The sequence below is a fragment of the Paramesorhizobium deserti genome, from assembly GCF_001558695.1.
GTDB classification, from domain to species: Bacteria; Pseudomonadota; Alphaproteobacteria; order Rhizobiales; family Rhizobiaceae; genus Paramesorhizobium; species Paramesorhizobium deserti.
This window is the reverse complement of record NZ_LNTU01000039.1, coordinates 78,470-102,449: the sequence shown is the minus strand read 5'-3', so window position 1 is coordinate 102,449 and position 23,980 is coordinate 78,470. Positions and strand designations below refer to the sequence as shown.

The window sequence follows — 23,980 nt, the reverse complement described above, 5'->3', positions numbered from 1 at the left end:
GCCATGCCGGTCCGCCTCTTCCTGGCCCTGCTTGCGATGTTCGTCACGGGGGAAGCCGCAGGGCAGGTGCGTGCGATCGAGGTTCTGGGCCCACGGCCCTTCGGTTATTTCATCGGCGACGTTATCCGTCTCCAGGTCGATGTGGTCTTGGATGAGCCGTTCACGCTGCAAGCAGGCTCCTTGCCGAGGCCGCGACCCGTCACCTATTGGCTCGACCTGAAAACGGTCGCGGTGGACGACAGGGGAATCAATGGCGGTCTGCACCGCTATCGCCTCGCGCTGGATTACCAGATCTTCTATGCGCCGCTCGAACCAAGGGAACTCGCGATACCCGGATTTTCCGTCACCGCGACGGATGGAGCACATCGGGTCGAGGCCAATGTGCCGGCTTGGAGCTTTCTGATGTCGCCGTTGCGCGAGATCATGCCTCGCGGGACCGGAGACCCCGTCTATCTTCGCAACGATACCGGCCCCATGATACTCCCGGTCCGAAGGTGGCTTTCGCTCGCAATCGCCTCCGGCATTGCCTCGGTGCTGCTGCTTGGCCTTCTCGCCTATAATCGTGCATGGTGGCCCTTTTCCACGCGCCGCAAGCGCCCGTTCGTGCAAGCCGTTCGCGCAGCCCGGCGGGCGTTCAGGAGCGGATCGGGAGCAGAGGCTTATCGCGCCGGTCTTCTTTGCCTGCACCGCGCCTTCGATGCGACCGCGGGGCGGGCGGTGCTCGCCGATGACCTGTCTTCCTTCCTGAAAACGGCACCAGCGTTCCGGCCGCTCGAGCCTGAGATCGGCCGCTTCTTCCAGGCGTCGAGGCGCGCCTTCTTCGGTGCTGACGCCAGGGGCGCCGAGGCTGATCTGCCGCGGACGGTGCTCATTGACCTCGGCGCCCGTCTTGCCGAAGCGGAAAGGGGATTGTCGTGAATTTTACCGTCGACACGCCGGCCGTGCTGTTGCTCCTGCCGCTCGCGCTCCTGCCATTCGCGGCGACGGTGCTCTCCATCTCCAGCTATCCTTCACTGGCTTCTATTCCCCACGATCGGCTTTCCCTTGTGATGGATATCGGATTGCGCATCGCCGGCGCTCTGGCAATCACCATGATCATTTTCGGTCTTGCCGGTCTCCACAGACGGGAGCAACTCGTCGAGCGGGTGGGCAAGGGAGCGAACATCGTGCTTCTTTTCGACCGATCGAGCAGCATGGACAATTCCTTCGCCAATCGTCTGCCGAGCGGCGGCGAGGTCTCGAAATCAGCGGCCGCAAGGCGGCTCATTTCGGATTTTGTCGCGCGCCGGCCACACGACCGCATCGGGGTGGCGGCTTTTTCGACCTCGCCCATGCCTGTCCTACCACTCACCCAGCATCATGATACGGTCAGAGCGGCAGTCGCCGCGATTGACCGGCCGGGTCTGGCCAAGACGGATGTCGGCCGCGGCCTCGTGCTCGCGATGACCATGTTCAATGAGAATACCGCTGATGCCTCGCGTGCGGTTGTTCTCGTTTCTGACGGCGCTGCGGTTATAGATCGGCAGGTGCAGGCCACATTACGCAGCATAGCCGCCCGCATGCCGCTCAATCTCTACTGGCTGTTCCTGCGGACCAAGGGCAGCCGCGGTATCTTCGATCCACCCGATCCGAGGCAGCCGGACATGCCGCAGACCAACCCTGAACGCCATCTCCACCTTTTCCTGTCCACTCTTGGTGTTCCCTATCGTGCCTTCGAAGCAGGTTCGCCGCGGGCCGTCGAGCAGGCGATCGCCGAAATCGACAGGCAGGAGATGCGGCCCCTCCTTTATTTCGAGCGTATGCCCCGCCGCGATCTCTCGCACCTTTGTTATTCAGCCGCTGCTGTGTCCGTCGCGCTGCTCGCGCTGGCCAAGCTTGCCGAGCGCGGCCTGACGGGCCGGTCTCGGGCGACGTACCGGCCGGCGCTCACATTGGCTTCGGGAGGCAAGCGTGGTTGATCTTTCCTCCCTTTTTCATCATTCCGGGAACAGATGGGCTGGCGTTCCCTTGCTGTCTGTGGAACGTCTGAAAAGTATCCTGCTGGTGAATACGCTGGTGGTCGCTTTTGCCGCCTTTACCGTTTCGGGCTGGCTAGCCTTTTCGGCATGGAACGACAATCGCGTGATTTCGGGTCTTGCCACCGGGCGGGATATCGCCGTCGGCGACAGGGCGCGACCGGAGATATTGCTCGCCCGCGGGCAATTCCTGATGCGGCGGGGGCGTCTCGATGAGGCGCAGGCGCTCGTGCCGGCGGTCAGGATAAGCGGCGACCGACGGGTTCTTGCAGCGATCCAGTACGACCTCGCCAATGCGCGGCTGCGAACAGCCTTGCGCCTCATCGAGGACATGAAGATCGACCAGGCAATCCCGCTCATCAATCTGGCCAAGGACGGCTATCGTGCAGCGCTTTCGGTTCGTCCGGATCTTTGGGATGCCCGTTACAATCTGGATGTCGCCATGCGTCTGGTGCGGGACTTTCCGGAAATCCAGCCAAGTTCCGAAGAGCCGCCGCAGGAAACGCCGGAGAAATTATGGACCGATCTTCCCGGCTTGCCGAAGGGGTTGCCATGATGCCCCGCGCCGTCAGGGACTTCCGCTTCATCCTGCTCATCGCCGCCTTTGTCGCGCTCTGTATCGCGCTGGCGAGACCGAGCTGGACGATGCAGCGCGCAGCATATGACCTTCTCCTTGTCGTCGATGTCACCGGCAGCATGAACGCGCGTGACTATGTGCTGGACGGCAGCCCGGCGCCTCGCCTCGACGCGGTCAAGAGAACATTGCGCGATTTGATCGCACAGCTGCCATGCCGCTCGCGCGTCGGGCTCGGCATCTTCACCGAACGCCGCAGCTTCCTCCTGTTTGAGCCGGTCGAACTTTGCGACAATTATCCTGTGGCTGAGGCGGCAATTGGCTCGCTCGAATGGCGCATGGCATGGGAAGGCGACAGTCGCATCGCCTCCGGTCTGAACAGCGCGTTGGAGATCGCGCGCAGCCTGGACGCTGATCTCGTTTTCTTGACCGACGGTCATGAAGCGCCACCGCTCTCCGCCTCGGGCCCACCGCCTTTCGAAGGAAAAGCCGGCGAGGTGAGGGGGCTTCTTATTGGTGTGGGGGGAAATGCCCTCGTGCCGATCCCGAAATTCGACGATATGGGCCGGGAGACCGGTTTCTTCGCCATGGCTGACGTACCACAGGAGAACAGGATGGGCCTGCCGCCGGCCGATGCATCGAGCCGTCCAGGCTGGCATCCCCGCAACGCCCCTTTTGGTGGAGAGGCTCCAACAGGCAACGAGCATCTCACCTCGGTGCGGGAGGAGTATCTTCAGACGCTGGCGCGCCGGGCAGGGCTTGATTATGTCCGCCTGGAAGATGCCTCCCGGCTCGACGCGGCGGTGGCGCAAAGCGCCTCTCCGCGCATGATCGGGACCACGGCCGACCTCAGCCCCATCCCGGCCGCCATTGCCCTGGCGGCACTTCTTGCCAGCTATGGCGCCCTGCCGATCTTCCGTCTTCGTCAGCCGCGCCCTGGTTCATCTCATTCCAGAAACGAAAGGATGGCTCAATGAGACAATTGCTCGCCGCGCTGTTTATCGCAATCGGAACATCATTTGCCTTCGCGCATGGTCCGACACCGCAGAAGGTGGAGGAGAAGGTCACCATTGCCGCGTCTCCGGAAGCCATCTGGGCCGTCATCGGCGACTTCGCGAATCTCGCGGCGTGGCACCCTCTCGTAGTGAACTGCACTGGAACGGGCGGCAATGGCGCCGGAGCGGAACGCTCGATCGAGCTGAAGGACGGCGGCCGGATCGCCGAGGGCCTTGATGAGTATGACGCTGCCGGACACGCCTATTCCTATCGCCTCGCCAAGGAGAATGTGGAGGCGCTTCCGGTAAGCTCCTACTCGGCGACACTTTCTGTCCGTTCAGAGGGGGGAAGCAGCGAAGTCGTCTGGAAAGCCAGCTTCTACCGCGCCGATACGGGCAATTACCCCGCCGAGGGTCGGGATGACGCCGCTGCAACCGAAGCAATGAAGGCGTTCTTCCGCGCCGGGCTCGACAACCTGGAACAACTGACGGAGGCGCGCCAATGACCGGTGCGCCTTAAAGAACGAGACGCCCGTTTGGCTCCTCCCGTTAATTTACGTATATCGAAATTAAATTTGACGCGTGGAAAGTTTTATGATTGGTATGCCGGCGTCGGCTGGCCAAGGGCCCGCCTGCCGGATCGTCGTAGCGTTGGGCTCCATCGAACATTCGGGAGGAATTCGTGACCTTTTCTCGTATCTTGAAGCCGCTGCTCGCATCCGCGGCGCTCTCTCTCATGACCATTGCCGCCCAGGCGGAGGGCATCGGCGCCTCGCTTCTGACCCAGCAGCATCCGTTCTATAACGAGCTGGCCAAGGCCATCACCGAAGAGGCTAAGGCCAAGGACGTTCCGCTCGAAATCTCGATCGCCAATCAGGATTTGAACAAGCAACTCGCTGACGTGGAGGATTTCATCGTCAAGGGCATCGATGTGCTGATCATCTCGCCGGTCGACAGCAAGGGCGCGGTCGCCGCAATCAAGCGGGCGGAAGCCGCCGGCATCAAGGTCATCACCGTCGACGTGCCGGTCGAGGGCGCGGAGGTGACCTCCTATATCGGCACCGACAATTATGCCGGCGGCGTCAAGGCTGGCGAGCTGATGGCCGCGGAACTTGGCAACAAGGGCAATGTCGCGATCATCGATTATCCGACTGTTCAGTCGGTCGTGAACCGCGTCAAGGGCTTCAAGGAGGCCATCGCCAAGCACCCGGAGATGAAGATCGTCGCGGTGCAGACCGGCATCACCCGCGCCGAGGCGCTTTCGGCGGCGCAGAACATGCTGCAGGCCAACCCTGACATCAACGGCATCTTCGGTTTCGGCGACGACGCCGCGCTTGCCGCCGCCGTTGCGGTGAAATCGGCCGGTCTCTCCGGCAAGGTCAAGGTCATCGGCTTCGACGGCATGCCGGAGGCGATCGCCGCCGTGGACAACGATCCCGACATGGTCGGCGTCATCCAGCAATTCCCGGATCAGATGGGCAAGCTCGCCGTCGATACGGCGGTGAAGGTGATGGCCGGTGATGAAGTTCCGGCTGACCAGCCGATCATTCCCGGCGTTTATACGAAGAAGAAGTAATCCTTCTTGAGGCGGATAGCAGGGGTGTGTGGCCTTTATACCCCCCTCTGCCCTGCCGGACATCTCCCCCTCAAGGGGGAGATTGGCTGATACATCCCGCTGCTGCCCATCCTTCAACGCCTGCGATTGATGCCGGGCATTAATGGAGGCGCCCCCCCTTGAGGGGGAGATGCCCGGCAGAGGGGGTGTTTCGGACGGACGTAAGGACACCACGATGGCTTCTTCCGATATCATCCTCGATATCCGCGATGTCACCAAATCCTTCGGGCCGGTGACGGCGCTGAAATCCATGCAATTGCAGGTCCGGCGGGGGAGGGTTCATACCATCCTCGGCGAGAACGGGGCCGGCAAGTCGACGCTGATGAAGATCCTCGCCGGGGTCTATCAGCCCACATCCGGCAGCATCGTACTCGACGGTACGCCCTATGCGCCAGCCGATCCGCAGGAGGCGGCACGGGCGGGGCTGACGATCGTCTTTCAGGAACTCAGTCTCTGCAACAATTTGACGGTGGCCGAAAATATCCTCGCGACGCGGGAACCGGCGACGGCGGGTTTCATCAACGACCGGGCGCTGGTGGCGAAGGCGGCGGCGCTCGTCGGTGAACTCCACCTGCCGGTGGATGTGACGCAACAGGTCGGCGATCTCTCCGTTGCCCAGCGCCAGCTCGTGGAAATCGCCAAGGGGCTCAGCATCGAGGCGAAGGTGGTGATCCTGGACGAGCCTACCTCCTCCTTAAGCGACAGCGAGGCGGAAATCCTTTTCGGTATCATCGAAAAGCTGAAACGTCGGGGCGTCGCTGTCATCTATATCTCGCATCGCATGGAGGAAATCATGCGCCTCAGCGACGACATCACGGTCGTACGCGATGGAAGCTATATCGCCACCCGCGAGAGCCAGGACACAACCATCGAGGAACTGATCGCGCTGATGGTCGGGCGCGACATGAACGAGATTTACCCCGCCCGCGACGTTGCCGTACCGGCGGGTACGCCGGTTCTCGAAGTGAAGGGCCTTTCGCGCGACAGTGAGTTCGAGAATATCTCCTTCGATGTGCGGGCAGGTGAAATCCTCGGCTTCTTCGGGCTTGTCGGCTCCGGCCGGTCGGAGGTTATGAACACGCTGTTCGGCATCAAGCGCGCGTCGGCAGGCCATGTCGCCATCGATGGTGCGGCTGTTGCGATTGCATCCCCCGCAGACGCTATCGTCAAGGGCATCGCCTTCGTCACAGAGAACCGTAAGGAGGAGGGGCTGGTGCTGAGCCACAGTGTTTCCTCTAACATCTCCATGGTGGGGTTGAAGAAATTCTCCAATCTGTTCGGCTTTCTGCGCCAGGGCAGGGAGCGCGAGGCGGCGAACGACGAAGTCGCGCGGCTGGCGATCAAGACGGCTTCGCTTGAGACCCAGGCGGGCGCTCTTTCCGGCGGCAACCAGCAGAAGATCGTGCTGGCGAAGTGGCTGCTCACGCGCCCGAAAATCCTCATCCTCGATGAGCCGACGCGCGGCGTCGATGTCGGCGCGAAATTCGAGATCTACAAGATCATCCGCAAGCTCGCCGCCGAAGGCACGGCCATCCTGCTCATCTCCTCGGAACTGCCTGAAGTGATCGGCATGAGCGACCGCATCGCCGTCATGCATGAGGGTCGGCTCAGCGCCACGCTTTCGGGCACGGACCGCACGCCGGAGAAAATCATGACATTCGCAACGGGTTCCACATCATGAGCAACACAAATGCTGCAAACGCCGCGATGATGAGAGCGATGAAGCAATATGGCGGCATTCTCCTGTCGCTCGCGATGCTCTGCGTCATCTTTTCCGTGGTCAATCCCCGCTTCATGTCGGTGGCGAATTTCCTGAACGTGCTACAGCAGGTGTCGGTTATCGCCATCGCCGCATTCGGCATGACCTGGGTGATCCTGCTCGGCGAGATCGACCTCTCCATCGGCTCGATCATCGCCGTTGCCGGAATGGTGGGCGCGCAGTGCTTCGTCTTCGGGCTCGGCTTTGCCCCGGCCATCGCGCTGACGCTTCTGACCGGCGCGGTTCTCGGCCTGATCAACGGCACGCTGACGGCCAAGCTGATGCTCCCGTCCTTCATCGTGACGGTGGCCACGATGGGCATCTATCGCGGGCTGGTCAGCCTGCCGACCAATGGCGCGCCTGAGATGATCACCGACCCGAACTGGACGGCCATCGGCACGGACAATTTTCTTGGCGTCCCGATCATCATCTGGATCGTCGCTGTGCTGTTCCTCTTCAATCACATCCTGCTCAGCAAGACGATCTTCGGGCGGAGGGCATATCTCACCGGCGGCAACCGCGAGGCGGCGCTCTACTCGGGCATCAAGGTGGACCGGCTGAAGATCACCATTTTCATGATCTCAGGCATCATGGCGGCCATCAGCGGCATTCTGCTTTCCTCGCGGTTGTTCTCGGCCCAGACCAATGCCGGGGTGAGCTATGAGCTTGACGCCATCGCCGCCGCCGTACTGGGCGGTACGAGCCTCGCCGGCGGCGTCGGCACCATGGTCGGCACGCTGATCGGCGCGCTCATCATCGGCGTCATGAACAACGGCATGAACATGCTCTCGGTGCCGTATTTCTATCAGCTCATCGTCAAGGGCCTCGTGATCCTTGTCGCCGTTTGGCTGGATGTGCGCTCCAAGCGGGCAAAGCAATAATCAGAACAGGCAATCCATATCCATGTCGAAAATTCTCGCTATCGGCGAAGTGCTCGTCGAGATCGTCGCCACGGAGCGCGGCAATGGCTTTCGCGAACCGGTGCCTCTGATCGGACCTTTTCCTTCCGGCGCACCGGCCATCTTCATCGACCAGGTCGGCAAGCTCGGACAGGATTGTGCGATCATCTCGCGTGTGGGCGACGACGATTTCGGTCATGTCAATCTTGACCGGTTGAAGCGCGACGGCGTCGATATCTCAGGCATCGAGATCGTACCGCAGGGTACGACGGGCAGCGCCTTCGTCCGCTATCGCGAGGATGGCAGCCGGGCTTTTGTCTTCAACATCCGTCACAGCGCCTGCGGCACGATTGAATTGTCACCGGACGCATTGGGGCTCATTGACACCTGCACGCATCTACATGTCATGGGATCGGCGCTCTACGCGCCGAGCATCGTCACCAGCATCCTGACGGCGGTGAAGCGCATCAAGGGACGTGGTGGGACCGTGTCGTTCGACCCGAATATCCGCCCGGAAATACTCGACAGCCCCGGCATGCGCGACGCGCTGAAAACAGTGCTCGCCCAGACCGATCTGTTCCTACCGAGCGGGGCGGAGCTGATGCTCTTTACTGAGGCAAGGACGGAAGAGGCGGCGGTGGCGGAGCTGCTTGCTACCGGCATCAGGGCGATCGTCGTCAAGCGCGGCGCCTCCGGCGCCAGCTATTTCGACCCCGAAACGAGCCTTACGCTCCCTGGTTTCAAGGTCGAGGAAGTGGACCCGACCGGTGCAGGCGACTGTTTCGGCGCGACATTCGTCACCTTCTGGCTCGCAGGCAGCGACCCGCGCGAGGCGCTCGCCTATGCCAATGCGTCCGGAGCGCGCGCGGTCACCATGGTCGGCCCCATGGAGGGCGCCTCGACCCGCGCGGAACTCGACGCGCTCATCGCATCCCAGAGGAGTTGAAGCATGGCAGCAAATCACCTTTCCGATATCGCCCAATGGCGCGTGGGTCCGGGGATGCGTGGCATTCCATCTGTCTGCTCGGCGCATCCGGTGGTGATCGAAGCATCCATGCTTGCCGCGCTGAAGCGAGACACGCATCTCCTCATCGAGGCGACCTGCAACCAGGTCAACCAGGATGGCGGCTATACCGGCATGACGCCGGCGGATTTTCGCCGTTTTGTAGAGCGCATCGCGGCCAAGACAGGGTTTCCAATGGAAAAGCTGATCCTCGGCGGCGATCATCTCGGTCCAAATCCATGGAAGCATATGCTGGCAGACGAAGCCATGGCAAAGGCTGGGGTGATGATCCGCGCCTATGCCGAAGCCGGTTTCACCAAGCTGCATCTCGACACCAGCATGGGCTGCGCGGGCGAACCCATAGCGCTTCCTGATGCGATTACGGCGGAGCGCGCCGCGAGCCTCGCGGCGGTGGCGGAAAAGGCCGTACCGGCCGGTACGGTGAAGCCCGTCTATATTATCGGCACCGAGGTTCCGATTCCCGGCGGCGCGATGGAGGAGCTCGACGTGCTCGAGGTCACCAGGCCGGAGGCGGCGCTTGCGACGGTTGAGGTGCATCGCAGGGCTTTCGAGGCAGCCGGCGTGGGTGATGCCTTCCCGCGCGTTGTCGGCGCTGTGGTTCAGCCGGGTGTGGAGTTCGGCAACCACAATGTGATTGCCTACGAGCCGGAAAAGGCGAAAGCTTTGAGTTCTACGCTCGACCGGCTTCCGGGCCTCGTCTTCGAGGCGCATTCCACTGACTATCAGACGCGCGAAGCCCTGCGCACCCTTGTCAGTGACGGCTTCGCTATTCTCAAGGTCGGGCCGGGGCTGACCTTCGCGCTGCGCGAGGCATTCTACGGGCTCGATGAAATCGCGGAGTTCCTGTTTCCGGGAAAACGCAAGGAGACCTTGCGGGCCACGATGGAGCGGGTGCTGACGGAGGAGCCGAAGAACTGGGAGAAATATTACCACGGTTCTCCGGGCGAGCAGCGCCTGCAGCGTCATTTCAGCTATAGCGACCGCATCCGGTACTATTGGCCCAACGCTCGGGTAACGACGGCGGTGGACGAGTTGTTCGGGCTGCTGAGCGGCGTGGCGATCCCCGAAACGCTCATCAGCCAGTATCTCGCGGGCCTGTACCTGGCGGTACGGGAGGGTAGGGCGAAACCGACTGCGGATGGAGTGGTGCTCGCCGCTGTCGACAAGGTGCTGGAGGATTATTTCGAGGCTTGTCGGGGGTAGGGTGCTTTATTTTCGGGGGGAATCGCTTTGAAATGCCCCTCTGCCCTGCCGGGCATCTCCCCCTCAAGGGGGGAGATTACGCCTTCCTAAACGATCGGCACCAATCTCAGACGTTGAAGGATAAGGCCAATGCGCCGCGTCAGCCAATCTCCCCCCTTGAGGGGGAGATGCCCGGCAGGGCAGAGGGGGTGCTGAAGTGCACCGACAGCCAAAAGGAACTGGAACTTGACCGACAAACCGATCAGGACGATGGAAGATTTTTCCGAGTATGTCGGGCTGTCGCGTCCCACCGTCTCGAAATATTTCAACGATCCGGGTTCGGTGCGTCGCAAGACGCGCGAGCGGATCGAGGCGGCGATCAAGGATTCGGGCTTCCGGCCGAATATCTTCGCGGTCAATCTCAACCGCCGCCGCACCAATATTCTCGGCATCATCGTGCCGAATTCCACCGATCCGTTCTATATGGCGCTGACGCGGCGGGTGGAGCTGATCGCCAACGAGGCGGGGTTTCTTGCCTTCGTGCTCTCCTCGGACGGTAACCCGCAGATCGAGGAGCGCGCCATCGAGACCTTCAAATCGATGAATGTTGCGGGCGCCATCATCGCGCCGCTCGGCGCCCAATCCCATCACGAAAAGCTCCTCTCGCTCGGCGCATCGATACCGCTCATCTATGTCGACTCGCCGCTCAACGAGACCTCTCCTTTCGTCGGAACCAACAATCGCCAGAGCTTCCATCTCATCGTCGACTATCTCTGCCGCTCCGGCGAGCCGCCTTGCTATCTCGGCATGCCGCCGGTCAATACCAATGCCACGACGCGTGAGCTCGCCTATGTCGAAGCGATGCAGCGGCTGAAGATGGAGCCAGTGGTCCTGCCGATCGAGAAAGTGGAAACCTGGGATTTCGAAAAATTCGGCTATGACGAAATGCTGAAATTCCTCAAAAATGGAAAGAAATTGCCGACCAATACGGTGCTTTGCGCCAATGATCGCGTGGCTTTCGGCGCGATTTCCGCCGCTTATCACGCCGGGCTGAAGATCGGCCGCGATGCCGATTGCGATCTAAGAATCGCCGGCCATGACGACCATCCGCTGTCGCGCTATGCCTGCCCGCCGATCACCACGGTGGCGCAGAACTATAACGAGATCGGCAGGCTTGCGATGGCGCTCCTCATGCATAAGCTGGGCGAGAGCTCGCATGCGACAGCGCCCCTGCCTGCCGGCGAACGCATCCTGCTCAATGCCGAGATCATGTTGCGCGAATCCGCGTGAGTTTGCAGACGGTTGTCCAGCGAATTCTCCCATAAGCTTGCGCATCTCGCCGGTCACATTTAAGCACCCCTTCCCATCTTTGCGTCATAGGGAGAAGACATGGCTTTTTCGCTTTTCAATCTTGAGGGCAGGCTTGCTCTCGTCACCGGGTCGAGCCAGGGTATAGGGCTCGCACTGGCGACCGGGCTGGCGGAATATGGCGCGGTGGTCGTCATCAACGGGCGGGATGCGGAAAAGGTCGATGCGGCGGTGGAAGCCTTGAAAAGGGCCGGCCATAAGGCCCATGCCTGTCCTTTCGACGTGACCGATCCGGAAGCGGTCAAGGCCGGGATCGACGGCATCGAAGCGGAGATCGGGCCGATTGATATCCTTGTCAACAATGCGGGCATGCAGTTCCGCGCGCCGCTGGAGGATTTCCCGGTCGATAAATGGCAGCAGCTTCTCCAAACCAATATCTCCAGTGTCTTCTATGCGGGGCAGGCGGCAGCGCGCCACATGATCGGCCGCGGCCGCGGCAAGATCATCAATATCGCCTCGGTGCAGAGCGAGCTGGCACGCCCCTCGATCGCACCCTATACGGCGACCAAGGGCGCGGTGCGTAATTTAACCCGCGGAATGGCGACAGACTGGGCGAAGCATGGCCTGCAGATCAACGCGATCGCGCCCGGCTATTTCAAAACGCCGCTCAATCAGGCGCTGGTCGACAATCCGGAATTTACCGCTTGGCTGGAAAAGCGCACGCCCGCCGGGCGCTGGGGCAATGTTGAGGAGCTGGTCGGGGCCGCCGTTTTTCTGGCGGGCGATGCCTCTTCCTTCGTCAATGGGCAGGTGCTGCATGTCGATGGCGGCATGACGGCGAGCGTGTGAGGGAATGATGCGCATCATTGTCATGGGCGTTTCCGGGTCCGGCAAATCAACGGTCGGCGCGGCATTGGCGGAGAAGCTCGGCCTGCCGTTTCTGGAGGGCGACAGCCTTCATCCCCAGAGCAATATCGAGAAGATGTCGGCGGGCATTCCGCTGATCGACGATGACCGCTGGCCGTGGCTCGACCAGATCGGCGCGCGGCTAGCGCAGGCACCTGATGGTATCGTCATTTCTTGCTCGGCACTGAAAAAGACCTATCGCGATCGCCTGCGGGAGGCCGCCGGATCGCCGCTCCACTTCGTCTTCCTGGACGGCAGTCTCGCCGTCCTGCGCGAGCATATGGGGCATAGGACGGGCCATTTCATGCCGCTTGCCATGCTGGACAGTCAGCTTGCGACGCTGGAGCCGCCCACCGGCGAGCCTCTCGTGCTGCGGCAGGATATCGCCGAGCCGATCGACCGCATCGTGGAAGCAAGCATGGCATGGCTGCGGGGTGGTGAGGGGTAGGCTCCGTTACGCCGCTTTGGTAGCCTTGATGGCGTAGCGGTGCTGTGCGCCGCGCGCCATGCCTTTCCAGAAACCCATATGTTTGGCCTGGGCGCGGTGGATCCGGCGCATGTCGGTATCGATTGTAATGTCCTGAAAACCCGCTTTCTTCAGGAGTTCCACCACCGCTTCCGCACGGGCGCCGCCGGCGAAATGCACACGCGAGAGGATGCTGCGATGGGTCTCCATCAGCTGCGGGGGCTGGTGCATCGCCAACGGACGGGTGAAGCCCATTCGTTGGGTGAGATTTGCGAGTTTCTGGACAAGCCGCTCAAATGGCGTGGTGTTGACGAAGTCGCCGTCGACAATGAGGACTGAGCCGCCCGGTTTCAGAATGCGCAGCCATTCGGCGAATGCTGCCTGGGGATCGACCAGGGTCCAGACCAGATGGCGGTTGGTAATGACATCGTAGCGATTGTCCGGCTCCATGGTGTTCTCCGCGTCACCGAGCCGAAACGTGATCACCCGCCCCCTGGCCTTTGCCTTGGCGCGGGCACGTTCGAGCATCGGTTCCGCCCAGTCCATGCCGGTGACATTGAAGCCGAGATCGTCAAGCAGAAGTGATACCACGCCCGTGCCGCTGGCGAGATCAAGCGCGGTCCGGCCCCTGCCTTCGCCGAGATGCCCGACGATGAGGCGATGCCACGCTTCCCGTTCCTCTTCGGAGAATATCTCATGGCCGGGAGACTGGTCGAACGTCGCCGCCCGCTCCGACCAATAGGCCTTGATTTCATCCCGAAGATTGAAATTCGATCCGTCTGCCAGTCCGTCCATCGCCTACCTGACCCAGTGCCTTGGAAGCGTTCTAAAAGATAAATATTGACCAAGAAAGTCATGAAATAATAGAAAGCAACGGTTTTCCACGGAGCTAAAAAGATGCGTTTGTTCGGCAGGGCAGTGATTGCCGCCATGGGTTGGCTGGTTCTGGCAAGCGGAGCGCTTGCCGAGAAGATTTCGATCAAGGATATAACCGGCCGCGAGGTCGAGGTAAACGTTCCGGTCCAGCACGTCATCCTCGGCGAAGGCCGCCAGGTCTATTTCACCGCGATCCTCGACCGGGACAATCCGTTCAAGCGCGTCGTCGGATGGCGCGACGATCTGCCGAAGGCCGATCCGGAAAGCTATGCCGCATATCTCGCCAAATATCCCTCGATCGCTAAGCTGCCGACCTTCGGCGGAATGAAGGACGGCACCTTCGACGTCGAGCAGGCGGTGGCGCTCAAGCCCGATGTCATCATCATGAACATTGACGCCAAGACCGCGACCGAGGAAGCCGGGTATATCCAGAAGCTGGAGAAGGTGGGAATTCCGCTCGTTTACATCGATTTCCGCGAAAAACCGATGGAAAATACCGAAGCCAGCATCCGCATCATCGGAAAACTCTTCGGCGAGGAGGATAAGGCCGAGGCATTCGTCAAGTTCCGCGCCGAGAACATCGCTAGGGTTACCGATGTTCTGGCCAAGGCCAATCCGCCGAAGCCCCTGGTCTTCGTCGAGCGCGCCGGGGGCTATTCGGAAGATTGCTGCATGTCCTTCGGCGACGAGAACTTCGGCAAGATGGTCGAGATATCAGGCGGCATCAACATGGCGAAGGGTATCATTCCGGGCACGTTCGGCACGGTTAACCCGGAACAGATCATCGCTTCCAATCCGGACCAGATCATCGTCACCGGCGGCAATTGGGAAGGCTATGTGCCGGGCGGCAACTGGGTTGGCGTGGGTTACGGCGCCGATCAGAAGGAAGCACGCCGCAAGCTCGAGGCGCTGACGAAACGTCCGGCCTTTACCGGCGTAAAAGCCGTTCAGGACGGCAATGTCCATGCCATCTGGCACCAGTTCTACAACAATCCCTATCAGTTCGTGGCCATTCAGGAGATGGCGAAATGGCTGCACCCGGATCTCTTCGCCGATCTCGATCCGGTGGCGAATTTCAAGGAATTGCACGAGCGGTTCCTGCCGCTCGACTATGAGCCGGGCTATTTCGTTTCCCTCAAGGACGGGCAGCAGGGATAATGACGGCCGTTTCCGAGGATAGCGGGTTGCGCACCACCCGCGATACCTATCGCGCGCTGGTTTTCCGGCGCGCGCTCATCATAGCGGCGCTCGTCGCCGGGCTGTTCGTGAGCGTCTCGGTCGACATGGCGCTCGGGCCGGCGAACTATGCGCTTGCCGATGTGCTAAGCGCGCTTTTCTACCCTGACGCCGTCAACGATCAGCTCCGGGTGGTGATCTGGGATATCCGCATGCCAATCGCGCTGATGGCGCTGACCGTCGGGGCATCCCTTTCGGTCGCCGGCGCGCAGATGCAGACGATCCTAGCCAACCCGCTCGCCAGCCCCTTTACCCTCGGGATTTCCGCTGCCGCGAGTTTCGGCGCCGCTCTTGCCCTTGTCGCCGGGGTTGCGGTCTTTCCGGTTGCCCTGCAGTTCATGGTGCCGATCAATGCGTTCCTGATGGCGATGCTAGCGGCATTGTTCATCCATTTTGCCTCGTCGATGCGAGGGGTGACCGTCGAGACGATCGTGCTCCTCGGTATCGCGCTGGTTTTCACCTTCAACGCGCTTTTGTCGCTGCTCGAATATCTCGCGTCCGAACAGGCGCTCGCCGCGGTGGTTTTCTGGACGATGGGCAGCCTCACCAAGGCGACCTGGCCGAAAGTGGCGATAACCGCCGCGACATTGTTCATCACCGTTCCCCTTTTCGCGCGCCGCGCTTGGGCGCTGACGGCGTTGCGGCTGGGCGAGGACAGGGCCGCGAGCTTCGGCATCAATGTGCGTTACCTGCGTCTGGAAACCATGCTGACCGTCAGCCTTCTGGCCGCGATCCCGGTGTCTTTCGTCGGCACGATCGGGTTTGTCGGCCTTGTCGGGCCGCACATCGCGCGCATGCTGGTGGGCGAGGATCAGCGTTTCTTCCTGCCCGCTTCCGTCCTCACCGGTGCGCTGCTCCTGTCGGCCACCTCCGTCGCAAGCAAGACGCTTATTCCCGGCGCTGTGCTGCCGATCGGTGTGATGACGGCGCTCGTCGGCGTGCCGTTCTTCTTCGTGCTCATTTTCACGCATCGGAAACGCTCATGGTGAGCATTGCTGTCGAACGGCTTGGCGCGAAGTATGGCAAGCACATCGTGCTTGCCGATGTGACAAGCGGCGTGCTGAAGGGCGGCAGCATGACGGCCGTCATCGGCCCAAACGCGGCCGGCAAGTCGACGCTGTTCAAGCGCATCGCCGGCCTCATCTCCGGCCCGGGGCTGGTCCATTTGTCGGATACGGCAAAGGGGGCGGAGACCATCTGTTATATGCCCCAGGACACGGGCGCGAATGCGGTTCTGACCGTCTATGAATCAGTGCTGCTGGCGGCCAAGCAAGGCTCCAGTCTGAAAGTGCATGACAGTGAGCTGCGCGAGATTGACCGTATTCTCGCAGCGCTGAAGATCGAGCCGCTTGCCTTCAAGAGCCTCGGCGAATTGTCGGGAGGGCAGCGACAGCTCGTCTCGATCGCGCAGGCGCTCGTCCGCAATCCGGAAGTGCTGCTGATGGATGAGCCGACATCCGCCCTCGATCTCTTCAGGCAAGTAGAGGTCCTCGGCTTCATGAAGGAATTGTCGTCGCAATCCGGCATGGCGGTTCTGATCGCGCTGCATGATCTCAATCATGCCCTGCGCTATTGCGAGCAGACGATCGTCATCGCGGATGGCTCGATGATTGCCAGCGGGCCGACCGAGGAGGTGATCTCGGAGCACCTCCTGCGTGACGTCTATCGCGTGAATGCGCGCATCGAGGCCTGCTCGAAGGGTCGCCCGATCGTCATCATCGACAGTTCGATCGTCTAAAAACCCGCTATTCCATCGCGATGCTGTGGTCGACCGAGGCCGGCGCTGCTGCGGGTTTGCGCAGCAGAAAGACCAGCGGCATGACCAGGAGCGACATCAGCATCAGCAATTTGAAATCGTCCATATAGGCGATGATCGTCGCCTGAGAGGTGATGAGACTGTCGAGGGCGGCGCGGCCTGCCGCCTTCATCGGATCGAGACTTTCCATGACCGCCGGTGCTTCGAAGGCGCGGTTGAACGGCGTGACATAGGAAACGAGCGAGGCGTGATTGGTCTGCACATTTTCCACGATCAGCGCGGCAACGACGGAGATGCCGACGCTCGAACCGATATTGCGTGAGAGGTTGTAGAGGCCTGTACCGTCGCCGCGCATATGGGCGGGCAGCGTGGCGAAGGCAACGGTTGTGAGCGGCACGAAGAGGAAGCCGAGGCCGGCGCCCTGGATGAAGCCTACCGATACGATCGTCCATTGCGAGACCTCGGGCGTCCATGCGGTCATGTCGTACATGGCCCATGCGGTGAGGCCAAGCCCGGTCAGGAGCAGCCAGCGCGTATCCACCTTGCCGATCAGGCGGCCGACGATGAACATGCACAGCATTGTGCCGAGACCGCGCGGCCCCATGACAATGCCGGCGGTCATAACGGGATAGCCCATCAGCGTCTGCAGATAGGGCGTCATCAATGCCAGCGATGCCAGATAGGTCACGCCGATGACGAAGATGAAGAGCATGCTGATGGCGAAGTTGCGGTCCAGGAACAGGCGCGGATCGATAAAGGAGCGTTCCGCCGTGAATGTGTGCACCAGCAGGAGATAGAAGGCGCTGGCGCAGACCAGGGCTTCGATGATGATTTCGCCGGAGGAGAACCAGTCGAGCTGTTCGCCTCGGTCGAGGAAGAGCTGGAGAGCGGCGATGGCTATGCTCAGCATGCCGAAGCCGAACCAGTCGAGGCGGGCGCGCAGGTCGATGGCCGTCTCCCGGACGAAGGCAATGATGCCTGCGAAAGCGAGAAGCCCGATGGGCAGGTTGATGTAGAAGACCCAGCGCCAGCTGATATTCTCCGTCAGCCAGCCGCCGATCACCGGCCCGAGCACGGGGCCGACCATCACCGACACGCCGAAAAGCGCCATCGCGGAGCCGCGCTCCTCGACCGAATAGAGATCGAGCAGGATGCCCTGCGACAGAGGGACGAGCGCCGCGCCGAAAAGCCCCTGCAGCAGACGGAAACCGACGATCTGCGTCAGCGATTGGGCGAGGCCGCACAGAATCGAGGCGATGACGAAGCCAGCGATCGCCGTCAGCAGCACGCGCTTTCGGCCGAACTTGGCTGCAAGGAAGCCCGAGGGTGGCGTCATGATAGCCGCCGCCACGATATAAGAGGTCAGCACCCAGTTGATTTGGTCGGCGCTCGCCGAGACGCTGCCCTGGATATAAGGCAGCGCCACATTGGCGATGGTGGTGTCCAGCGCCTGCATGATCACCGCCAGAATGACGCAGGCAGTGATCGCCCCCCGGTTGACAACCGGGACGGCGCTCGAAGCCCGAACGTTATCCATGATAACTGCTGTCCGAATGGCCGAAAATGTTTGACACGAAGTCCGGCAGGCCGTGCGCATGGCCTGTATCGACATCAACCGTTGCGCTCATGCCCACCCGCAGGGGCGGCTTTCCGACCGCATCCTCGATCGTGACCCTCATCGGGATGCGCTGAACAACCTTCACCCAGTTGCCGGTGGTATTCTGGGCCGGCAGAAGGGCAAAGCTCGAAGCAGATGCAGGGCTGATGCTGGCGACCTTGCCCTTCCATTCGATGCCGGGATAAGTATCCACCGTAATCGTTACGGCCTGGCCAGGCTTTACATAAGTGAGCTCCGTCTCCTTCGGCTTGGCGGAGACCCACATATGACTGGTGGAAACGAGGGAGAAGCCCTGCTGCGAAGCCTCGAGATAGGCGCCAACCTGCAGTGAATTGACATTCGTTACAACACCGTCGAAGGGCGCGCGCACCACCGTGTCATCGAGTTCGCGTTGCGCGTTGTCGACGGCCGCCTTTGCCTGGAGATAGAGCGGGTTCTGCTCGACCGGCTGATCGGCCTCGCCGCCGAGTTGGGCGAGCGTCGCCTGGGCCTGGGCCTTCGCCACATCGACTTTCTGCTCGGCACTTTCCAGATCGTGCCTGGCCTGATCATAGGATGCGCGGGACACCGCGGCGCTCGACACCAGATTCTGCTGGCGCTCGAAGTTCTTTTGATAGAAGGAAATGTCGGCCTCGGCCTGGGCGATCTGGGCAAGCGACTGCCGGTAGTTCGCCTTCAGCGTGAGGATCTGATTTCGGACCGCGCCGAGCTGCGCCTTGGCGCCGTCAAGTGTAATCCTGAAGGAATCGGGTTTCAGCCGGAACAGCACCTGTCCAGCCTTTACGGGCTCGTTCTCATGCACCTCGATGGATTGGACGGTGCCGGAAACGTCCGTCGAGACGCCCACGGCATCGGCTTCGATATAGGCATTGTCCGTCGACATGATTTCGCCGCCGGTAACATAGAAATACCCGCCGATGAAAAGAGCGACCGGCAGCAGCGCAAAGAGAACTGGGCGCAGCCGTCCGCGCCGCTTCGCCCGTTTCACAGCGGTTTGAGGTATCTCCCGCTGTTCTTTCGGCTCCGTCATCGGAGAGGGCGCTTCGGCATTCTTTTCCAGGAGAGCATTTTCAGCGGTGTTGTCCGGGTTTGCGGTTTCACGCAAGGGGGTGGATCCGTCAGCCATTGTCCGTCTTTCCATCGCCCACCGGCGTGCGGCAGGCCTGAATGAGGTTCTTTTTCATCTGTGTCAGGATTTCAACGAGGTGATCGCGGTCGGCGTCGGATATGTCTTCGAGCGCTTCGCTGCGTGTCGCGTCGCCTATCTCGCGCATGTCGCTCAAGAGCGGCCGTGCCTTGTCGCGCATGTAAAGCAGCCACATGCGGCGGTCGGTCGGATGCGGGCGCCGTTCGATCAGTTCGTATTCGGCCAGCTTGTCGAGAATGCGGGCCAGCGTGATTGGCTCGATTTCGAGAATTTCGGCCAGCCCTGCCTGATGAATTCCTTCGTTCTTCGAGAGAAAGGCCAGCGTCTGCCACTGCGAACGCGTCAAACCGAGATTGCAGGCGCGCTGCTCAAACCGCTTCCGCAGCAGCCGCGCGACTTCATGCAACAGGAAACCGAGGGTCGGTTGGGAATTCATCGGAAAAAAGCCGGAAACTCATAAGCATCCTTACGAGTTTGTCATATAGAGACTATGCCTCTTCCAGACAATGGTTATGAGGAAGGCTTCAGGAACTTTTTCGTTACCGGATGGAAACGTGCCTGTCCGATGGAAGGCTGCTCGCGGATATACGGCCTGAACGGCTTCCGTTCCCTGTCGGGAGGCGCTACGCATTTTTCATCTGGTGGTTTTTCGATTCCGACATTTACTCGGGAGATTGCTCAGCGGGATGCAAATGTCGGAATCGGGCTGGAGAGGGATTGATGCTGGATATTCGGTTGATGATGATGGCAGATCATGCGGGTGTAGCTGCCCTCTTCATGGAGATGCAGCAATATTACCGCGTATGGTGTCCGCCGCGCGAAACCATTCTCACCGATTTGGCCAAACTTCCTCCGGGTACCGAAATTTTCGTAGTGGATAATGGGCATCTGATCGGATTTGCCGCTTTTTCGGCAATTTATCCGGGGCCTGGGCTGGCTTCCGGATTGTTCCTGAAAGAGCTTTTCGTGTCGCAGGCCCATCGCGGAGGGGGGATCGGACGGCTGCTCATGAAGCGGTTGGCGGCTCTCGCCGTGGAGCGGGGATATCGGCGTATCGACTGGACGGCGGATAGGGAGAATACGGGGCTCTTGTCTTTCTACGACGATCTCGGGGCCGCGCGGAAAGAAGAAAAGCTCTTCTACCGGCTCGACAAGGACGCGTTGCGCGAACTTGCGGAAGATTGACAGCGATTTGCCGCTGAGCTCACTCACGCCTGATTTTCAGGAGGGTTGGGCGGCATTCTGGCCGCTTCCGCCAGAAGCCATTGCTGAAAGATCAGCATTGAGGGACCAAGGGGCTTGTCCTGCGGTGTCGCGAACCAGTAGCCGATCTCGCTGCGGTATCCCATTCCGGATGGATTGATCAGGCGACCGGATTCCAGCTCATCCATGATGAGGCAACGCGGGATGAGAGCCATGCCTTGACCGGCAAGCGCGGCGCGGATGACCATCGTATAATAGCCGAAGCGGATCGTATGTCGGGGCGCGATATCCGGGCGACGATGCGCGGCGGCGAAATCCTGCCAGAGCAGCATGGTCTGCGGATGTTCCAGCATTATCCCCCGCGCCAGATCCTCCAACGCGTGCGGCATGCCGATCTTCTTCCAGTATGACGGCGTGGCGACGATGAGGACATCTCTGCCGAAGAGATAGGTTGCATTTTCGCCAGGCGATGCGGCGCGCATGAAACGAAAGACGCCGTCCGGCTGCTCCGTCTGCGTTTCGGAAACAAAAGTCGTGAACTGGACGTCGATTTCGGGGTGTTTTTCCGTGAATTCGGCGAACCGGGGCAGAAGCCAACGGTCTCCAAAGATCGGCAATACCTGTAGCCGCAGGGTAAGAGGATTGGGCTTCAGCCGCGCTGACTGCAGCGCCGCGTCCTCCATCGCCTTGATGGCAGTTCGGGCATGCTCGATATAAATCTTGCCGACCGCCGTCGGGATCATCCCCTTTGCGGTCCGCGAGAAGACCGGACTGCCGATGAGGCTCTCCAGCGTCAGAAGCTGTTTGCTGACAGCGCTTTGCGACAGATGCGTGCTTTCCGCCGCGGCCGACGTGGACCCCCGCTCGGCAATCGCCAGAAGCACCTGAAGTGCCGTGGTAGAGGGCAGCCTCAGCCTGCCATGCGCCATTGCCTCCAATTCCCTTATTCCTGCCAGGACACGCCTAGTCGTTTTTGTCATATCGCTAGTCAAATATGTCGCTTGTTTGAAAAGCAGGCAAGTGAAAGCATTGCCTAAACAACAAACAAGCAGGGGATCAGATATGACGGAACCAACCAAGCTGTGGGGTGGGCGCTTCAAGGCGGGCCCCTCCGAAGCGCTGGTCAATCTGTCGCGCGCGCCGCGTTCCTATTTCCGGCTTTTCCCGGAGGACCTGACGGGATCGCGCGCTCATGCAAACGAACTTCATCGTGCCAATGTGCTTGATGCGGCCGAACTGGCCGAGATCCAGTTGGCTCTCGATGCCATCGAAACGGATGTGGTGCATGGAAAGGAAGTACCGGGGGATAGCGATGAAGACATTCATACCTTCCTCGAACGGCTTCTGATCGCCCGTCTCGGCGCACTCGGCGGCAAGCTCAGGGCCGGGCGTTCGCGCAACGACCAGACGGCCAACAACACCCGGCTCTATCTGCGCAGGATGGCTCGTGAGATCACAGCCGGTCTCGTCGCGATCGAGGACGCGCTTGTCGATCAGGCATCGCAGCATGTGAAGACCATCCTGCCCGGCTTCACGCATCTGCAGCCGGCGCAACCCGTGACGTTGGGGCACCATCTGATGGCGCACGCCCAGTCGTTGTTGCGCAGCATCGAACGTTTCAGGGACTGGGACCGTCGCTTCGACCGGTCGCCGCTCGGCGCCGCGGCGCTCGCCGGATCAGCCATCGCCCGCCGCCCGGACCTCTCGGCACTCGAACTCGGCTATGCCGGCGCCTGCGAGAACTCGATCGACGCCGTCGCGAGCCGCGACCATGTCGCGGAATTCCTCTTTATCTGCGCGATGATCGGCGTGGACCTCTCCCGGCTTGCGGAGGAAATTTGCATCTGGAGCTCCAAGCAGTTCGGCTGGATCAGGCTGCATGATTCCTATTCCACCGGCTCGTCCATAATGCCGCAGAAGAAAAACCCCGACATCGCGGAGCTCACGCGCGGAATGTCGGGCACGATGATCGGCAATGTGGCCGGCTTCCTGGCGACGATGAAGGCGATGCCGCTGGCCTATAATCGCGATCTTGCCGAGGATAAGCGAACGCTGTTCGAGACGATCGATATTCTCGACGTGGTCCTTCCGGCGTTTGCCGGAATGATCGCCACACTGGAGTTCGACGTGGCTCGCTTGCGCGAGGAAGCGCCGAAAGGCTTCACTTTGGCAACCGAGATTGCCGATTGGCTGGTCTCGCAGAATATCCCCTTCGCCGAAGCCCATGAAATCACCGGCGCCGTCGTGCGCTATTGCGAGGAACGGGGCCACGATTTGTCCGGGTTGACGGAGGCCGATCTGCCTGCGATCGACGGCAGGCTGAAGCCAGATATGCTTGCAGCGATAGAACTCGACCGCGCCGTGGCGAGCAGGACAGGCTATGGCGCGACGGCGCCCGAACGTGTCGGCGAGCAGATCGACCGCTTCAAAAAGGCGCTGGAAACCGGACGCGAATTCGCCAACAGTTCCTCCGCTGCGGTAGCCACTTCCGCTACCCCGGGCCAAAGAGCAGGAGGACAGGCATCATGGTGATGGAAGTCTCGCAGGTCGCTGACCAGCGCTATGAAATCGCTCATCTGAAACTCGTACCGAAGCGGCATGTCGGCCGCATGGTGGCCGCGGCGGTCGTGCTCGCCCTGCTGGCCGGGCTGGTCCGCGCCTTCGCCATGGGGCAGATCGAATGGAATTATGTGGCGGAATTCCTGTTCGCACCTGCCATTCTCCAGGGGCTCTACAACACGCTGATCATGACATTCGCCGCCATGGCGCTTGGCATCATTCTCGGCGTGCTGATCGCCATCATGAGAATATCAGGCAATCCGGTGCTGTCCTCGATTGCCGTCGGATATGTCTGGGTGTTCCGTGGCGCGCCGGCTCTTCTGCAATTGCTTCTCTGGTTCAATCTCGCCCTGATCTTTCCCACCATCGGGATTCCGGGTCTTTTCGAGTTCCGGACCGTCGATGTCATGACGCCGTTCGTGGCCGCGATGCTGGGGCTTGGGATTTCGCAGGGCGCCTACACCTCGGAAGTGGTGCGCAGCGGCCTGCTCTCGGTCGACAGCGGCCAGTATGAGGCGGCGCGCACCATCGGCATGACGCAGATGAAGATGCTGCGCCGGATCGTGCTGCCGCAGGCCATGCGTGTGATGGTGCCTCCCATCGGCAACGAAGTGATCGGCATGGTCAAGCTGACTTCGCTCGCCAGTGTCATCCAGTATTCCGAAATCCTGCACAACGCGCAGATCATCTACTTTGCCAACACCCGTGTGCTCGAACTGCTGCTGGTTGCCAGCTTCTGGTATCTGGTCGTCGTTTCGGTTCTCTCCATCGGCCAGCACTATATCGAACGCTATTTCGGACGCGGCGCGAAGTCGATCCGGGCGACGATCTGAGGGAGAGGG

Annotated in this window: 24 protein-coding genes; 19 read left to right on the top strand and 5 right to left on the bottom strand. The window is 61.0% G+C overall.

The features are described from left to right. Positions 1-3: 3 nt before the first annotated feature. The 13 genes from ATN84_RS23065 (at position 4) to ATN84_RS23005 (ending at position 12,725) form a co-directional block, all read left to right on the top strand. Positions 4-918, top strand: a complete 915-nt coding sequence (locus tag ATN84_RS23065) for a hypothetical protein (RefSeq protein WP_068884859.1) — start codon at positions 4-6, stop codon at positions 916-918. Continuing rightward, complete coding sequence (locus ATN84_RS23060; protein WP_068884858.1) at positions 915-1,958, top strand: vWA domain-containing protein; 1,044 nt, start codon at positions 915-917, stop codon at positions 1,956-1,958. Before ATN84_RS23065 ends, ATN84_RS23060 begins: the two co-directional genes overlap by 4 nt. 58 nt (positions 1,959-2,016) lie before the next feature. Next, positions 2,017-2,571, top strand: coding sequence for a hypothetical protein (locus tag ATN84_RS23055; RefSeq protein WP_153020369.1), 555 nt, complete (start codon positions 2,017-2,019; stop codon positions 2,569-2,571). After that, positions 2,532-3,566, top strand: coding sequence for a vWA domain-containing protein (locus ATN84_RS23050; protein ID WP_068884857.1), 1,035 nt, complete (start codon positions 2,532-2,534; stop codon positions 3,564-3,566). The genes ATN84_RS23055 and ATN84_RS23050 overlap by 40 nt, the downstream gene beginning before the upstream one ends. Then, a complete protein-coding gene (locus ATN84_RS23045; protein WP_068884856.1) occupies positions 3,563-4,090 on the top strand; it encodes an SRPBCC family protein in 528 nt (175 codons plus the stop codon). The genes ATN84_RS23050 and ATN84_RS23045 overlap by 4 nt, the downstream gene beginning before the upstream one ends. Positions 4,091-4,266: 176 nt before the next feature. Further along, a complete protein-coding gene (locus ATN84_RS23040) occupies positions 4,267-5,160 on the top strand; it encodes a substrate-binding domain-containing protein (RefSeq protein ID WP_153020359.1) in 894 nt (297 codons plus the stop codon). A 214-nt stretch (positions 5,161-5,374) separates the two neighbouring features. Further along, positions 5,375-6,880: a sugar ABC transporter ATP-binding protein gene (locus ATN84_RS23035; protein WP_068884855.1), complete on the top strand. Its 1,506-nt coding sequence runs from the start codon at positions 5,375-5,377 to the stop codon at positions 6,878-6,880. Beyond that, positions 6,877-7,839: an ABC transporter permease gene (locus ATN84_RS23030; RefSeq protein WP_068884854.1), complete on the top strand. Its 963-nt coding sequence runs from the start codon at positions 6,877-6,879 to the stop codon at positions 7,837-7,839. Before ATN84_RS23035 ends, ATN84_RS23030 begins: the two co-directional genes overlap by 4 nt. Before the next feature lie 22 nt (positions 7,840-7,861). Next, positions 7,862-8,803 carry a tagatose kinase gene (locus ATN84_RS23025; protein WP_068884853.1) on the top strand — a complete coding sequence of 314 codons (942 nt, stop codon included), beginning with the start codon at positions 7,862-7,864 and terminating at the stop codon, positions 8,801-8,803. A gap of 3 nt (positions 8,804-8,806) precedes the next feature. After that, positions 8,807-10,084: a D-tagatose-bisphosphate aldolase, class II, non-catalytic subunit gene (locus tag ATN84_RS23020; RefSeq protein WP_068884852.1), complete on the top strand. Its 1,278-nt coding sequence runs from the start codon at positions 8,807-8,809 to the stop codon at positions 10,082-10,084. A 249-nt stretch (positions 10,085-10,333) separates the two neighbouring features. Further along, positions 10,334-11,353, top strand: a complete 1,020-nt coding sequence (locus ATN84_RS23015; RefSeq protein WP_068885020.1) for a LacI family DNA-binding transcriptional regulator — start codon at positions 10,334-10,336, stop codon at positions 11,351-11,353. A 99-nt stretch (positions 11,354-11,452) separates the two neighbouring features. Further along, entirely contained in the window at positions 11,453-12,220 is a 768-nt protein-coding gene (locus ATN84_RS23010; protein WP_068884851.1) for an SDR family oxidoreductase, read from the top strand. A 4-nt stretch (positions 12,221-12,224) separates the two neighbouring features. Beyond that, positions 12,225-12,725, top strand: a complete 501-nt coding sequence (locus ATN84_RS23005; RefSeq protein WP_068884850.1) for a gluconokinase — start codon at positions 12,225-12,227, stop codon at positions 12,723-12,725. Between the two features lie 6 nt (positions 12,726-12,731). Here the strand turns inward: ATN84_RS23005 and ATN84_RS23000 are convergent, their stop codons facing one another. Beyond that, positions 12,732-13,538: a class I SAM-dependent methyltransferase gene (locus tag ATN84_RS23000; RefSeq protein ID WP_068884849.1), complete on the bottom strand. Its 807-nt coding sequence runs from the start codon at positions 13,536-13,538 to the stop codon at positions 12,732-12,734. Between the two features lie 102 nt (positions 13,539-13,640). Here ATN84_RS23000 and ATN84_RS22995 point away from each other — a divergent pair, with 102 nt between their 5' ends. The 3 genes from ATN84_RS22995 to ATN84_RS22985 are packed head-to-tail and all read left to right on the top strand — an operon-like array spanning position 13,641 to position 16,593. Further along, a complete protein-coding gene (locus ATN84_RS22995) occupies positions 13,641-14,777 on the top strand; it encodes an ABC transporter substrate-binding protein (RefSeq protein ID WP_068884848.1) in 1,137 nt (378 codons plus the stop codon). Continuing rightward, positions 14,777-15,844 (top strand): FecCD family ABC transporter permease, encoded by a 1,068-nt coding sequence (locus ATN84_RS22990; protein ID WP_068884847.1) that lies wholly within the window; start codon positions 14,777-14,779, stop codon positions 15,842-15,844. The genes ATN84_RS22995 and ATN84_RS22990 overlap by 1 nt, the downstream gene beginning before the upstream one ends. Further along, the gene (locus ATN84_RS22985) at positions 15,838-16,593 is read left to right on the top strand and encodes an ABC transporter ATP-binding protein (RefSeq protein WP_068884846.1); all 756 of its coding nucleotides are present in this window, start codon (positions 15,838-15,840) and stop codon (positions 16,591-16,593) included. The genes ATN84_RS22990 and ATN84_RS22985 overlap by 7 nt, the downstream gene beginning before the upstream one ends. Before the next feature lie 7 nt (positions 16,594-16,600). Here the strand turns inward: ATN84_RS22985 and ATN84_RS22980 are convergent, their stop codons facing one another. The 3 genes from ATN84_RS22980 to ATN84_RS22970 are packed head-to-tail and all read right to left on the bottom strand — an operon-like array spanning position 16,601 to position 19,812. Then, positions 16,601-18,148, bottom strand: a complete 1,548-nt coding sequence (locus ATN84_RS22980) for a DHA2 family efflux MFS transporter permease subunit (RefSeq protein ID WP_068884845.1) — start codon at positions 18,146-18,148, stop codon at positions 16,601-16,603. Next, positions 18,141-19,355 carry an HlyD family secretion protein gene (locus ATN84_RS22975; RefSeq protein WP_068884844.1) on the bottom strand — a complete coding sequence of 405 codons (1,215 nt, stop codon included), beginning with the start codon at positions 19,353-19,355 and terminating at the stop codon, positions 18,141-18,143. Before ATN84_RS22975 ends, ATN84_RS22980 begins: the two co-directional genes overlap by 8 nt. Further along, the gene (locus ATN84_RS22970; protein ID WP_068884843.1) at positions 19,348-19,812 is read right to left on the bottom strand and encodes a MarR family winged helix-turn-helix transcriptional regulator; all 465 of its coding nucleotides are present in this window, start codon (positions 19,810-19,812) and stop codon (positions 19,348-19,350) included. The genes ATN84_RS22975 and ATN84_RS22970 overlap by 8 nt, the downstream gene beginning before the upstream one ends. A gap of 284 nt (positions 19,813-20,096) precedes the next feature. On the opposite strand from ATN84_RS22970, the gene ATN84_RS22965 reads away from it, so the two are divergent. Beyond that, positions 20,097-20,561 carry a GNAT family N-acetyltransferase gene (locus tag ATN84_RS22965; RefSeq protein ID WP_068884842.1) on the top strand — a complete coding sequence of 155 codons (465 nt, stop codon included), beginning with the start codon at positions 20,097-20,099 and terminating at the stop codon, positions 20,559-20,561. A 23-nt stretch (positions 20,562-20,584) separates the two neighbouring features. On the opposite strand, the gene ATN84_RS22960 is transcribed toward ATN84_RS22965, so the two are convergent. Continuing rightward, positions 20,585-21,508 carry a LysR substrate-binding domain-containing protein gene (locus ATN84_RS22960; protein WP_068884841.1) on the bottom strand — a complete coding sequence of 308 codons (924 nt, stop codon included), beginning with the start codon at positions 21,506-21,508 and terminating at the stop codon, positions 20,585-20,587. A 133-nt stretch (positions 21,509-21,641) separates the two neighbouring features. Here ATN84_RS22960 and argH point away from each other — a divergent pair, with 133 nt between their 5' ends. Then, on the top strand, positions 21,642-23,111 hold the full coding sequence (gene argH, locus ATN84_RS22955; RefSeq protein ID WP_082766449.1) for an argininosuccinate lyase: 1,470 nt from the start codon (positions 21,642-21,644) through the stop codon (positions 23,109-23,111). Then, positions 23,105-23,971 carry an amino acid ABC transporter permease gene (locus ATN84_RS22950; protein ID WP_068884840.1) on the top strand — a complete coding sequence of 289 codons (867 nt, stop codon included), beginning with the start codon at positions 23,105-23,107 and terminating at the stop codon, positions 23,969-23,971. Before argH ends, ATN84_RS22950 begins: the two co-directional genes overlap by 7 nt. Positions 23,972-23,980 lie beyond the last annotated feature (9 nt).

What these genes read in the sequence shown, in the direction of transcription:
- ATN84_RS22990 (WP_068884847.1), top strand. Translation starts at nt 14,777, where the DNA reads ATGACGGCCGTTTCCGAGGATAGCGGGTTGCGCACCACCCGCGATACC.
- ATN84_RS23065 (WP_068884859.1), top strand. Translation starts at nt 4, where the DNA reads ATGCCGGTCCGCCTCTTCCTGGCCCTGCTTGCGATGTTCGTCACGGGG.
- ATN84_RS23030 (WP_068884854.1), top strand. Translation starts at nt 6,877, where the DNA reads ATGAGCAACACAAATGCTGCAAACGCCGCGATGATGAGAGCGATGAAG.
- ATN84_RS22960 (WP_068884841.1), bottom strand. Translation starts at nt 21,508, where the DNA reads ATGGCGCATGGCAGGCTGAGGCTGCCCTCTACCACGGCACTTCAGGTG.
- ATN84_RS22985 (WP_068884846.1), top strand. Translation starts at nt 15,838, where the DNA reads ATGGTGAGCATTGCTGTCGAACGGCTTGGCGCGAAGTATGGCAAGCAC.
- ATN84_RS22980 (WP_068884845.1), bottom strand. Translation starts at nt 18,148, where the DNA reads ATGGATAACGTTCGGGCTTCGAGCGCCGTCCCGGTTGTCAACCGGGGG.
- ATN84_RS23015 (WP_068885020.1), top strand. Translation starts at nt 10,334, where the DNA reads ATGGAAGATTTTTCCGAGTATGTCGGGCTGTCGCGTCCCACCGTCTCG.
- ATN84_RS23045 (WP_068884856.1), top strand. Translation starts at nt 3,563, where the DNA reads ATGAGACAATTGCTCGCCGCGCTGTTTATCGCAATCGGAACATCATTT.
- ATN84_RS23035 (WP_068884855.1), top strand. Translation starts at nt 5,375, where the DNA reads ATGGCTTCTTCCGATATCATCCTCGATATCCGCGATGTCACCAAATCC.
- ATN84_RS23050 (WP_068884857.1), top strand. Translation starts at nt 2,532, where the DNA reads ATGGACCGATCTTCCCGGCTTGCCGAAGGGGTTGCCATGATGCCCCGC.
- ATN84_RS23000 (WP_068884849.1), bottom strand. Translation starts at nt 13,538, where the DNA reads ATGGACGGACTGGCAGACGGATCGAATTTCAATCTTCGGGATGAAATC.
- argH (WP_082766449.1), top strand. Translation starts at nt 21,642, where the DNA reads ATGACGGAACCAACCAAGCTGTGGGGTGGGCGCTTCAAGGCGGGCCCC.
- ATN84_RS22950 (WP_068884840.1), top strand. Translation starts at nt 23,105, where the DNA reads ATGGTGATGGAAGTCTCGCAGGTCGCTGACCAGCGCTATGAAATCGCT.
- ATN84_RS23020 (WP_068884852.1), top strand. Translation starts at nt 8,807, where the DNA reads ATGGCAGCAAATCACCTTTCCGATATCGCCCAATGGCGCGTGGGTCCG.
- ATN84_RS22995 (WP_068884848.1), top strand. Translation starts at nt 13,641, where the DNA reads ATGCGTTTGTTCGGCAGGGCAGTGATTGCCGCCATGGGTTGGCTGGTT.
- ATN84_RS22970 (WP_068884843.1), bottom strand. Translation starts at nt 19,812, where the DNA reads ATGAATTCCCAACCGACCCTCGGTTTCCTGTTGCATGAAGTCGCGCGG.
- ATN84_RS23005 (WP_068884850.1), top strand. Translation starts at nt 12,225, where the DNA reads ATGATGCGCATCATTGTCATGGGCGTTTCCGGGTCCGGCAAATCAACG.
- ATN84_RS23025 (WP_068884853.1), top strand. Translation starts at nt 7,862, where the DNA reads ATGTCGAAAATTCTCGCTATCGGCGAAGTGCTCGTCGAGATCGTCGCC.
- ATN84_RS23010 (WP_068884851.1), top strand. Translation starts at nt 11,453, where the DNA reads ATGGCTTTTTCGCTTTTCAATCTTGAGGGCAGGCTTGCTCTCGTCACC.
- ATN84_RS22965 (WP_068884842.1), top strand. Translation starts at nt 20,097, where the DNA reads ATGCTGGATATTCGGTTGATGATGATGGCAGATCATGCGGGTGTAGCT.
- ATN84_RS22975 (WP_068884844.1), bottom strand. Translation starts at nt 19,355, where the DNA reads ATGGCTGACGGATCCACCCCCTTGCGTGAAACCGCAAACCCGGACAAC.